Origin of the sequence: Bartonella sp. AA78NXGY (assembly GCF_042197005.1) — a bacterium.
In the GTDB taxonomy this organism is placed as follows: domain Bacteria; phylum Pseudomonadota; class Alphaproteobacteria; order Rhizobiales; family Rhizobiaceae; genus Bartonella.
The window spans coordinates 1-9,489 of sequence record NZ_JBHIRI010000024.1 but is presented as its reverse complement, the minus strand read 5'-3'; the positions used below and the strand labels follow the sequence as shown (position 1 = coordinate 9,489).

16 protein-coding genes and 2 pseudogenes are annotated in these 9,489 nt (G+C 36.5%); 4 read left to right on the top strand and 14 right to left on the bottom strand.

Features of this window, described 5'->3' with window-relative positions:
• The first annotated feature begins 152 nt into the window (after positions 1 to 152).
• Positions 153 to 1,199: a Fic family protein gene (locus tag ACFINL_RS08930; RefSeq protein ID WP_375651421.1), complete on the top strand. Its 1,047-nt coding sequence runs from the start codon at positions 153 to 155 to the stop codon at positions 1,197 to 1,199.
• A 63-nt stretch (positions 1,200 to 1,262) separates the two neighbouring features.
• On the opposite strand, the gene ACFINL_RS08925 is transcribed toward ACFINL_RS08930, so the two are convergent.
• Genes ACFINL_RS08925 through ACFINL_RS08915 form a run of 3 tightly spaced genes read right to left on the bottom strand, consistent with a single transcriptional unit; the run spans position 1,263 to position 2,495 of the window.
• Positions 1,263 to 1,541 carry a hypothetical protein gene (locus ACFINL_RS08925; RefSeq protein WP_375612368.1) on the bottom strand — a complete coding sequence of 93 codons (279 nt, stop codon included), beginning with the start codon at positions 1,539 to 1,541 and terminating at the stop codon, positions 1,263 to 1,265.
• The gene (locus tag ACFINL_RS08920; protein ID WP_375651420.1) at positions 1,538 to 2,299 is read right to left on the bottom strand and encodes a phage antirepressor KilAC domain-containing protein; all 762 of its coding nucleotides are present in this window, start codon (positions 2,297 to 2,299) and stop codon (positions 1,538 to 1,540) included. Before ACFINL_RS08920 ends, ACFINL_RS08925 begins: the two co-directional genes overlap by 4 nt.
• Entirely contained in the window at positions 2,292 to 2,495 is a 204-nt protein-coding gene (locus ACFINL_RS08915; RefSeq protein ID WP_004859798.1) for an Arc family DNA-binding protein, read from the bottom strand. Before ACFINL_RS08915 ends, ACFINL_RS08920 begins: the two co-directional genes overlap by 8 nt.
• 75 nt (positions 2,496 to 2,570) lie before the next feature.
• Here ACFINL_RS08915 and ACFINL_RS08910 point away from each other — a divergent pair, with 75 nt between their 5' ends.
• Positions 2,571 to 2,795: an Arc family DNA-binding protein gene (locus ACFINL_RS08910; protein WP_375612370.1), complete on the top strand. Its 225-nt coding sequence runs from the start codon at positions 2,571 to 2,573 to the stop codon at positions 2,793 to 2,795.
• Positions 2,796 to 2,810: 15 nt separating this feature from the next.
• Here ACFINL_RS08910 and ACFINL_RS08905 read toward each other — a convergent pair.
• The 7 genes and pseudogenes from ACFINL_RS08905 to ssb all read right to left on the bottom strand — a co-directional run.
• Positions 2,811 to 3,263, bottom strand: a pseudogene (locus ACFINL_RS08905) (Rha family transcriptional regulator); the annotation flags it as partial.
• Between the two features lie 583 nt (positions 3,264 to 3,846).
• Entirely contained in the window at positions 3,847 to 4,428 is a 582-nt protein-coding gene (locus tag ACFINL_RS08900; RefSeq protein WP_375651419.1) for a hypothetical protein, read from the bottom strand.
• A 3-nt stretch (positions 4,429 to 4,431) separates the two neighbouring features.
• Entirely contained in the window at positions 4,432 to 4,752 is a 321-nt protein-coding gene (locus tag ACFINL_RS08895; protein ID WP_375612036.1) for a hypothetical protein, read from the bottom strand.
• Between the two features lie 387 nt (positions 4,753 to 5,139).
• Positions 5,140 to 5,472 carry a type II toxin-antitoxin system PemK/MazF family toxin gene (locus tag ACFINL_RS08890; RefSeq protein ID WP_375612037.1) on the bottom strand — a complete coding sequence of 111 codons (333 nt, stop codon included), beginning with the start codon at positions 5,470 to 5,472 and terminating at the stop codon, positions 5,140 to 5,142.
• A complete protein-coding gene (locus ACFINL_RS08885) occupies positions 5,472 to 5,729 on the bottom strand; it encodes an AbrB/MazE/SpoVT family DNA-binding domain-containing protein (protein WP_375612038.1) in 258 nt (85 codons plus the stop codon). The genes ACFINL_RS08890 and ACFINL_RS08885 overlap by 1 nt, the downstream gene beginning before the upstream one ends.
• A gap of 95 nt (positions 5,730 to 5,824) precedes the next feature.
• Positions 5,825 to 6,373, bottom strand: coding sequence for a hypothetical protein (locus tag ACFINL_RS08880; protein ID WP_375651418.1), 549 nt, complete (start codon positions 6,371 to 6,373; stop codon positions 5,825 to 5,827).
• 10 nt (positions 6,374 to 6,383) lie between these two features.
• The gene (ssb, locus tag ACFINL_RS08875) at positions 6,384 to 6,836 is read right to left on the bottom strand and encodes a single-stranded DNA-binding protein (RefSeq protein WP_375612040.1); all 453 of its coding nucleotides are present in this window, start codon (positions 6,834 to 6,836) and stop codon (positions 6,384 to 6,386) included.
• Between the two features lie 188 nt (positions 6,837 to 7,024).
• Here ssb and ACFINL_RS08870 point away from each other — a divergent pair, with 188 nt between their 5' ends.
• Both ACFINL_RS08870 and ACFINL_RS08865 read left to right on the top strand, forming a co-directional pair.
• Positions 7,025 to 7,306, top strand: coding sequence for a type II toxin-antitoxin system RelE/ParE family toxin (locus tag ACFINL_RS08870; protein ID WP_252619286.1), 282 nt, complete (start codon positions 7,025 to 7,027; stop codon positions 7,304 to 7,306).
• 16 nt (positions 7,307 to 7,322) lie between these two features.
• Positions 7,323 to 7,616 carry a HigA family addiction module antitoxin gene (locus ACFINL_RS08865; RefSeq protein WP_004856691.1) on the top strand — a complete coding sequence of 98 codons (294 nt, stop codon included), beginning with the start codon at positions 7,323 to 7,325 and terminating at the stop codon, positions 7,614 to 7,616.
• 148 nt (positions 7,617 to 7,764) lie between these two features.
• Here ACFINL_RS08865 and ACFINL_RS08860 read toward each other — a convergent pair whose 3' ends face one another.
• From ACFINL_RS08860 to ACFINL_RS08845, 4 genes and pseudogenes are all read right to left on the bottom strand, one after another.
• Entirely contained in the window at positions 7,765 to 8,280 is a 516-nt protein-coding gene (locus tag ACFINL_RS08860; protein WP_375631609.1) for a hypothetical protein, read from the bottom strand.
• Positions 8,267 to 8,614, bottom strand: coding sequence for a hypothetical protein (locus tag ACFINL_RS08855; RefSeq protein ID WP_375612041.1), 348 nt, complete (start codon positions 8,612 to 8,614; stop codon positions 8,267 to 8,269). The genes ACFINL_RS08860 and ACFINL_RS08855 overlap by 14 nt, the downstream gene beginning before the upstream one ends.
• Positions 8,615 to 8,979: 365 nt before the next feature.
• On the bottom strand, positions 8,980 to 9,207 hold the full coding sequence (locus ACFINL_RS08850; RefSeq protein ID WP_375651417.1) for a hypothetical protein: 228 nt from the start codon (positions 9,205 to 9,207) through the stop codon (positions 8,980 to 8,982).
• Positions 9,191 to 9,489, bottom strand: a pseudogene (locus ACFINL_RS08845) (hypothetical protein); the annotation flags it as partial. The gene ACFINL_RS08850 and the pseudogene ACFINL_RS08845, both read right to left, overlap by 17 nt.

The window sequence follows — 9,489 nt, the reverse complement described above, 5'->3', positions numbered from 1 at the left end:
CACCCATCTTCTTCGCAAACGCACGAACCGATAGACCCTTACGATTCTTCTTATTCATAGTTGCTCCTTGCCTTCTTCTCTGCCATAAGAAGTAAGAGTTTACGGTGTTACGAATGATTGACAATCGGGTATAATCGGGTATATATTCCGGTATGAAAACAGATACACTCCAAATTACACAAGAATTGTTGGCTCTCATTACTGAGATTGATGAGTTCAAAGGGGCATGGCGCGCTCTTGGTACTCTTGCACCTGAGCGATTGAACGCCCTTCGCCATATTGCTACTGTTGAAAGTATTGGATCTTCTACACGCATTGAAGGGAGTAAGTTAACAGACCGCGAAATCGAACAGCTTTTGGTAAACTTAGAAATTAAACGTTTCAAGAGTCGTGATGAACAAGAAGTTATCGGTTATGCCAAGGTTATGGAAACAATTTTTCAATCTTGGAGTGATATTTCTATTACTGAAAATCATATTAAACAACTTCATCGTGATCTTTTGTGTAATAGTGAGAAAGATCAACGACATCGAGGTGAATATAAGACTTTACGCAATGATGTAGCAGCATTTAATTCTCAAGGGAAAATGGTTGGCATTGTTTTTGAAACAGCTACACTATTTGATACACCATACCGAATGCAAGAGCTTATTACTTGGTTCAATAAAACCAATGAATTAAAGGATCTTCATCCTTTACTTACGATTGGTATTTTTAATGTAACATTTTTAGCTATTCATCCTTTTCAAGATGGAAATGGACGTTTAAGCCGTATCTTAACCACCCTTCTTTTGTTACAAAAAGGTTATGTTTATGTACCATATTCATCACTTGAAAGCATTATTGAGAATAATAAAGAAAGCTATTACTTAGCTTTAAATCAAACTCAAAAAACAATTTATACTAAAACACCCAATTGGGAGCCTTGGATACTCTTTTTTTTACGTGCTCTACAAAAACAAAAACGCCAATTAGAAATAAAAATAGAGAGTGAAAAAAATGCTCTTTTTTCCTTATCTGAATTGGCTCTTAATATTCTTGATTATGTGCGTAATCACGGACGTGTTACAACCCGCGATATGGTGCGTGAGGTTGGTGCAAGCCCTAATACACTTAAAGTAACTTTTACATCATTAGTTGAAAAAGGTCTTTTGATACGTCATGGTGGTGGACGATCAACTTGGTATAGTGCATCTTAATTTTATTGCCTTCTTAACCACCTTCCCGCCTAAAAGACGAGGAGATAAAATTATGTTGTAGGTCTAAGCTACTTTTGCAATCGGGTTCTCTAAAGTAGGAACATAGGCTCGCAACAAAGAATCCATGCTATGCGGTAGTTCTGAATCTCCAAAATCTGTTAGAACTGTCAAGATTTTAAGTATATTTGGTACTTCATCTTGAAGTTTTAAAATCAAAACCTTTTCTACCAGACTCATGATGTCAACCAAAGCAGTACATTCTTTGTCGTTAATATTTTCATTATTAGAAAATTGAAACAACGCTATCCACAAATCGCATAAGAAGTCGACACTGGTGTTCATTGTACACCTCCATGGATTTGTTCTCTCAAACATGCCAATCCTCTGGATGTAATTTTTGTTGAAGGGAGCACTTTTTCTGTACCATCAGGTCTTTGAATGGTAATAGCAGGACAATCCATAAATCCTTTCTTGATCTTGTCCTGATAAGGTAACAGTGGCGCCCCTGGAGCACGCCGATACACCCAATCATGTTTACGTAAGTAATCAGTTAAATCCTTTGGTCGTACTTCCAACATCTTTGCTGCTTCAATAAGACCGAATAAACCATCAGAGCGTTTTAAACCTTCCAAAGCCTCTGCTTTTGGAGCTAATTTAGCAATGATATTGTCTTTCCGCTCGTTTTCATCTTTTAAATGCGTTAAGACACCAAGCATTACTGCTGGACTGGAGTAGTCAATCGATTGAACATAGGATTGCTTTATCTCGCCCCTACGCCATGCAACAAATAATTTAATAAGCATATAACGGACTTGAGAAGATTTTTCTGTATTCGATAATGTCGCAATCAATAACGCCTGCTCTTCGTTAAGCCAATATTCTGTTACGTTATTGCCCTTTATTACGTGCGCCACAGTGGCGCACCTCCCAAACCGTTCTATTTCTTGCATATTTCTTGTAATTAATTTTCTAACGTCACGTGTACGAACAAACCCTAATTTTTCTGCTAAATCCACATCGCGAACACGAGGCTCGTTTTCGACTTCTCGTAATTTGATTAATTTGTCTTTATTGATAGGTAAGTATGTGCTATTATTCATTGTAATTGACCTCTTTCAGGTTAGTTAGATGTAAAGCGTTAGAGAGAGTTTTTGCGGACTTATGCTCTAGCGCTTTTTCTTTTTTGAGAATGTTAATTATTTCAGATGAAAGAGAGCGATCATTCTCAGTCGCCCGATTAAACAACCACTCCTTTAATGTATGTGGCATATTTATTTTATATTGGATCGTTTTCATTTTACCTCCATATGCACATATTTAGTACCATAAAGGTACCTTGTGTCAAGTGTATTTTAGGTATATTTTAGGTGCATGACAAAAAAAGATCGTGTGCAATTTAAATTTCTCATTCCAATTGAACTGAAAAATCAATTGGAAGAGCTTGCTGAGGCAAATCATCGTAGCCTTACGGGTGAAATTCTTGCTCGTTTAGAAGATTCTGTCCGCACTACCGTTACATTAAATCACCTACTGGCAATGAATTCAGAAGATCTCAAAAAGCTCCTTGAACAACTACTCGTGAATAAAAAACAATAAGATGCCACACATAGCCCCCTCAGAACGCTTTAAGCCTTCAAGCGCTTCTGCTTTTGGTGCTAATTCTGCAATAACATGATCTTTCTGCTCTATTTGACTTTGTAAGTGATTCAAAACACCAAGTAATGCCTCCGGTTTAGAGTAGTCAACTTGTGGTGTGGCTACCTGTTTTTCTAATTCTTGCCAGCGGTCAATGATTTTGGCTCGTAAAGCAGTGCTGTAACCAGAAACAAGAATTAAACATTCACGTTTGGGTAAATTATAACAAGGGCGTGTTTTTCCTTGTTCATCAATATAACTGCTTAAAAACTTAGCCGGTTCAAATTTGAGCTCGCTAAATATTTGTTTAATGTCTCGCATAACATTTTTATGCTTCTTACTACATACCCCCGCAATTTCACGACTCGACATAGTCTGAGTGGTAGCACTATTAGCAACACTTTCTGTAATTTTTATAAGAGTGTTCATTATGAACTCCTAGATGTTAGAGGTTTTCATTGATACCTTTAAAAGGTATCGGGTGCTGAAAACACGGCATCTAGTCCGTCGTTACGCTTTCCCCATAAGGGTATTGTATAGCGTAACTACACCCGATGAGGTCATTATACACTTGTCGCATATAATGAGTCAAAGCCTTTGCAATGCACAGAAGATCGATTATTTCGGCAATCAATCCGCTAGATGTTTTAAGGTGTTTTCAGGCACCTGATTCGAAAATATATATAAACGCAACAATGTCAAGAATAAAAATAATTTTTATCTAAAAATAATCGCGTACTGTACAGTACACACACTGAAATCATTATTTATCAATGAGTTAAGTGTACAATGTACAGTCAATTTGAAAATTCTGTCGCTAGCGATAGTTCGCGCTCGCCTGCCCCGCAACGAAGCCAACCCGCTGGGAAGTACCTTTTGAATTGATTTTATTGATTTTTTTATGAAAAAAACAAAGCATAAGTGATAATCTGTTTTTAAAATTGCAATAAGAATATGTAATGCCTAAACTCATAAGGATATGGAATATATAGATAAAGCTTGAGAACATGATCTAGCCTTTCTTATTAGCAGCGTATTCTTGACGAGAAAGTTGTCTCTGTATGTTTTTGGTTAATCTTTCATTGGCATATTGTGCAATAGCACTTGCAATCTCTGGCTTGGACATCACTTTAGCAATTGAAGGTCCTTCTTGTTTTGCAATGGGGAATTGATCTCCATCCGCTCTTTGAAATACATTACCATTCAGCTTTTTTAATTCAACACGCTTTGGAAAACTGCCTCCCTTGATAAAACCATGGGGTAAGATTTCTTTCTTTCCAAACAGTGTGTAAGTTACGCCGCGTTTTGTTTCGTTTACTTTAAAAAATTTAAGAAGTATTGGTGTTCCAAAACCAATGATATCTGTCTCAAGAAACCTTGCTGTCGCCTTTTCTTTAATATAAACACCTCTTCTTATACGCTTTATTTGGGCTGATGAGATGTCTGCAACTTGCTTTTCAGTGAAGCGTTCAACTTGTTTTGCTGTAGTGTTTAGAGCATTACGCAGAGCCCAATTAAGGCGAGGGGCTTGAAGGCTTGTGAAGGTATCTTTTGCCTGTTGAAGATACCATTTTTGGTGGATGATTAACTTCAACTTCTAAGCCTTTTTGGGGGTAGGTGTTGATGGCTTGGAAGCTTTAGGTGTTTTGGGTTGTTCGAGTGGAATTTCCTCAGCTGCTGATTCAGTTGATGTTTGTACGGCTTCTTGTTCTATCTGCTTAATTTGTTCAACTCCCTTGTCAGGCTTTATCTTTGTTTTAACATCAACAAAAGGTTTAGCAGCATTTGCACGCTTGAGACGTGCGTAGACTTGATTAGAAATCTCCACAAATGGATTATTGGGAGTTGAAGTTTCAAAACGAACAGTGCTTTTATTATCGCCAACAACACACATTGGCTTGGTGATGATTGCTTTCATCTTCGCTCCTTTTGAGGCAATGAATTAATGACATCATTGGTTACTGAATGGCTTTTGATATGTGCAAAATAGATTAGTCTGTTTTAACAATAAAAACAGCAACTTAATCCTTTTTGAAAGCTTAAGATTTTACCAAACTTTAGGAGATATTTTTGAATTTTAGACACAACACACCTAGAGACAGCACAGCCATTAAATAAAAATTTTTACACATTGTCAAGAGAAAAAATCTATATTTTGTACATTTTTTGTTTCTAAAAATCTAGACTTAGTATTCAGATAAACAAGAGATGCAATAATAATCCCATTTAAATGAATCTTTTACTTGGCTTTTTGCCTCGTTTCAAAGAACGATGTTTTACGGCACGAGATAAAGATTTGAACCAACTACGTAAGAAATGTTGCTAGCTTAGCAAGGACTTCGTTCATAATCATGGGGGGAACTGCTTCCATTTTCTTTCCCTGACGCACTCCAATATCAAGAGCACGTGGTTGGTCACAACGTATTATGCCCGTTGTATGTAATCCCACTCCCATTAATGAGACAGCAAAGCCTGCTGTTCTAGCAAAATTTCCTCCGCTTGTAATAGGCAAGACAATAGGTGTTTTCGTTACACGATTAAACGCTTCCGGTGATACAATTAATACAGGACGCGTTCCTTTTTGTTCATAACCCGAAGATGGATCAAGAGATACTAGCCAAATTTCGCCTCGCTTCATCACAACAGCTCTTTACCAACAGGTTTAGCATCAAACCATTCTATATCCTCATCTACAAAATCATCTGACGGATTACATTGGGCTAACAATTCATCAAGAGTATAATTAGGAAATGTTTGTGGTTTCACAACTAATTGTCCATTATCAATAGTCAAACCAACTTGCGCATTTTCAGTAAGATGAAGGACATCAAGCAGTGAAGGTGGTATAGAAAGCATCACTGACCCTCCAACTTTACGTAATTTCGTTGTATGCATAAAAACAACCTCTCTAAAATATTATATAAAAATATAACATTTTAAAAGCTATTTCAAGAGCTTCTGATGCTTTTATAAATATACTAGTAAAACATTTAGCATTTATTTTTTTGGTTAAAATGTTTCTGGAGAGCGTTAAGGACTATTCGCAATGAAGGTACAAGGTACGGTAATTCTTGATCTTCACTAACAAGATACTGTAGCGCAGCATAAAAATTATGCTGTCTGTAAAGGTGTTGTGTTTCTTTTATTACCTCTTGCATATTCAAAAATTGTTTTGTTGCAAATTCAACCCATTTTTTTCTAGCTTCTTCATTAGAAGATGAGGGCATTTTATCATAAATTGCACTAGGCAATGTTTTTGCACAGAGATAATCATTTCTCACTTCAAGATATTTTTGTGCAGCATCATACTGATCTTGATTAATCACACCTTGCAGATAAAGCCGTCCGATATAAGTAGCAGAAAGCGGATTTTTTGCTTCTTCTATGGTCAAGCCAAAACGTTTGGCCCGTATTTCTATTGCCAACTTATCAATGGGATCATGAGGCATTTTTGTCCGTGAGATACGACCATTTGGTTCTCTGATACATCCTTTAATTCGAGGACGACCACGTTTTGCATGTTTTTTTCTTTTAGCCATATTTTTTCAATCAGAATGGGACGCTATTGTTAAGAGCTGTTCTATAATCTTGAGCACCTGAAGCGATAGCATAATTTTGAGAAGTAATGGGTGAAGGGGTAGGGGATGCTGATTGCTCTTTCTTCGCATCAAGCAAATACAACTCGCCTTTGAATTGTGGTAAAACAATCTCTGTTGTGTAACGGTCATGCCCATTTTTATTTTGCCATTTGCGCGTTTGTAATTTTCCTTCTACGTAAACTTTTGAACCTTTGTTTAGATACTGAAGTGCAATTTTTGCTAAATGTGGATTAAAAATCACAACTGAATGCCATTCTGTTTTCTCTACTTTTTGATTGGTTTTTTTATCTGTATAGCTCTCAGAAGTCGCTATACTAAAATTGACTATTTCTGCTCCAGAATTCATTGTTTTGCTTTCGGGATTAGCACCAAGGCGTCCGATTAATGTCACTTTGTTTAGCATGTTTTTTCTTACCTTAAATTTGTATTTAAATATGTAAAAAATCTTAGCGTAATTTTATTATTTTTTCAATTATTTCAATGATATATTATTAATTATTAACATATAAAATTATGTTTAATATGCTCTTTGATAAATAATCAATTGACATAAATGCATGGTGTATAGTATCAAGTATCAAGAGGGTATATATGGCAATCGTTAGTTTTAAGCATAAAGGGTTGAAATTATTCTTTGAAAGAGGAGTCTGCAAAGGCATACAACCCGCGCATGCTAAAAAATTAGCAAACATTTTAGTAATTTTAGATACAATATCCGCGCCTGAACAAGTTACTCTTAAATCGTATCGTCTACATGCGCTTACGGGCGATTTAAAAGGTTACTGGTCAATGCGTGTCAATGGAAATTGGCGTGTTACCTTTCGTTTCATTGGGACAGACGTTGAACTGGTTGATTATCAAGATTACCATTGAGTTTTGAGGTGTTATTATGATGTACAATCCTCCACACCCTGGCGGCATTTTGAAAGAAGAATTGCTTGATGAATTAGGGTTAACAGTAACAGAAGCTGCAAATCGTCTTGGCGTTGCACGTTTAACTTTATCCCGCGTCTTAAACTGCCATGCGGCGATTAGTATTAACTTAGCTTTACGGTTAGAAAAAGCGGGTTTAAATGATGCGGAATTCTGGCTTAAATTGCAACAAAAGCATGATTTGTGGCAAGCTCGGCATAACAGCCCAATCCCACATATTTCACCTCTAGAGCAAGTAGGGCATCTTTAAAAATACTTAGTCCATCTTTCTTCACACCTAGAGGTCATGTTCTTTAAAATCAAGCAGCCCACGATAGTTTTTTATGCTCTTGTTGATTTTATCGAACGTTGAGAAGAGACAACGTAATCTGAACAGTTTTATAAAATCGGAAATTTTACTATAGCTTTTTAACGGAGCACTGTAGTGTGTAAATAGATATATTTATTAAACTGCGTGTACGTAACATAAGGAAAAATACACAGACTAAAAAAGAATACCAAAGAGCAATATCTGAGTACCAAAGTACGGTATCCAATGGAAAAGAAAGCTTGTACTCCACATACTTAGAAATGAAAGGTAAAGAAACAGTTTCTTTATAACTATTTGGAAAAATTAAAACGACAAGCGCTAAACTTATTAGCTTTAAAAGTCTGTGCATATACTGTTGTAAATCACGTGTTAATGTCTTCCAACCTGTTGTATTGCCGCGTTTGTATTTTGGATTGTTCTGCAACTCAAAAGGAATATGAGAATTGCATAAAATTGCAAAAACCGCTGTGACTATTACCAAAGAAACAGATGCGAATGTCAAAATACTTTGAATAAAGTAGGGATTTTTTTTAATTCCTAAAAAACATAAAAATATAAAAGTTATAATGCCAAACAAGGCTCTTAGCTGTTTATCTGTGAACATATTTATTTCCTGCGGTTTTCGATAATTTTTTGATCTCTCTGTTGATCTCATCTATAAGAGGTTCGTAATTGAGAATGCTTTTCGGAATAGCACCACCGTAAACCCATGCTTTCACCTGCGCTTTGGTACTAAAATCCGCATTTTCTGGTGTGGTATAATACTGTCCGCCATCAAACTTTTCACACTCTCTTGTACCGTCTTCATATTCGTAGAGGTTGTAAAAATACTCCTCTGCTCCATCCCCCCAAGGAACATAACCAACAGCTGTTGCAACAAACTCTTTTTGCATTGGCTGTTGACGGTTTTTTAAGAACAGGTGTTTTAATATTTTCATGTTTTTAGTCCATAATTTTACCAATTGGTCTATTTACCTAAAATTTGACCGTACAGAGCGTTTTATATTGCGGATATGGTTTCCCCCATCGTAAAATCTTTAAATCGCTTTTTACGGTACATTTTTGTCGATTTAAATGCATGTCTAATCGTAAAATGATCAGCACTTTTCACTATTTTGCTAACTTGCAATGTTTTTCATTGTTCCCCCAATCCCATTTAAAACCTTTTCAAGCTCTTGCTTGTGAACAAGCGTTAGTGGTCTAAAATGCTCTTTCGCTGTTTTTTCTTTGAGTGCTTTCTCACGTGTGTTTTCAATTGCTCTACGTACACTTTTGGCTTTTGAAAAAAGGTATTTTCTAGTGCCTAGCAATAAGTTAAAAGCTCTCCACAAGTTGGCATAAATGTTTTTGATATCCCAATTGCTTGACCAGTTACGATATCTTCAACGCCCTTTTTCAGAGCATATGACGAAATGCGGTCCAGCATCATGCCATAGGATAAAACGACGGCTTTAGCGTCTGTATTCGCAGGGACTCTCATGCTTGAGAGTAGGAAAGAAGCTTGTTCAATTTGTTTAACTGAAGCTTTCACAGAGAGCAACGCTTGTAGACGATTGCAAGCATCTAAGGTTTGCGCTTCCTCCTGTTTCGTCAATGTATTCCCAGCCTTCAGCGTCAATGGATACCCCGGACTGATCATTTCCATAATCTTCTCCAGATGAGAGATGATCTCTGAGTTCGTTGAAGGCTTCTGCAAGCTGTTCTGTGAAAGTTTTCTGAGTGAATTTTCCATGATAACCACCTAACCGTTTTTCCTGTTCTAATCTTGCTTTTTTCTTTGCTAGCGTTCCGATAGGGCTTGTAACCCAATTGT

What these genes read in the sequence shown, in the direction of transcription:
- ACFINL_RS08885 (WP_375612038.1), bottom strand. Translation starts at nt 5,729, where the DNA reads ATGCATACAACGAAATTACGTAAAGTTGGAGGGTCAGTGATGCTTTCT.
- ACFINL_RS08925 (WP_375612368.1), bottom strand. Translation starts at nt 1,541, where the DNA reads ATGAACACCAGTGTCGACTTCTTATGCGATTTGTGGATAGCGTTGTTT.
- ACFINL_RS08855 (WP_375612041.1), bottom strand. Translation starts at nt 8,614, where the DNA reads ATGAAAATATTAAAACACCTGTTCTTAAAAAACCGTCAACAGCCAATG.
- ACFINL_RS08860 (WP_375631609.1), bottom strand. Translation starts at nt 8,280, where the DNA reads ATGTTCACAGATAAACAGCTAAGAGCCTTGTTTGGCATTATAACTTTT.
- ACFINL_RS08895 (WP_375612036.1), bottom strand. Translation starts at nt 4,752, where the DNA reads ATGAAAGCAATCATCACCAAGCCAATGTGTGTTGTTGGCGATAATAAA.
- ACFINL_RS08870 (WP_252619286.1), top strand. Translation starts at nt 7,025, where the DNA reads ATGGCAATCGTTAGTTTTAAGCATAAAGGGTTGAAATTATTCTTTGAA.
- ACFINL_RS08890 (WP_375612037.1), bottom strand. Translation starts at nt 5,472, where the DNA reads ATGAAGCGAGGCGAAATTTGGCTAGTATCTCTTGATCCATCTTCGGGT.
- ACFINL_RS08910 (WP_375612370.1), top strand. Translation starts at nt 2,571, where the DNA reads ATGACAAAAAAAGATCGTGTGCAATTTAAATTTCTCATTCCAATTGAA.
- ACFINL_RS08930 (WP_375651421.1), top strand. Translation starts at nt 153, where the DNA reads ATGAAAACAGATACACTCCAAATTACACAAGAATTGTTGGCTCTCATT.
- ACFINL_RS08920 (WP_375651420.1), bottom strand. Translation starts at nt 2,299, where the DNA reads ATGAATAATAGCACATACTTACCTATCAATAAAGACAAATTAATCAAA.
- ssb (WP_375612040.1), bottom strand. Translation starts at nt 6,836, where the DNA reads ATGCTAAACAAAGTGACATTAATCGGACGCCTTGGTGCTAATCCCGAA.
- ACFINL_RS08915 (WP_004859798.1), bottom strand. Translation starts at nt 2,495, where the DNA reads ATGAAAACGATCCAATATAAAATAAATATGCCACATACATTAAAGGAG.
- ACFINL_RS08880 (WP_375651418.1), bottom strand. Translation starts at nt 6,373, where the DNA reads ATGGCTAAAAGAAAAAAACATGCAAAACGTGGTCGTCCTCGAATTAAA.
- ACFINL_RS08865 (WP_004856691.1), top strand. Translation starts at nt 7,323, where the DNA reads ATGATGTACAATCCTCCACACCCTGGCGGCATTTTGAAAGAAGAATTG.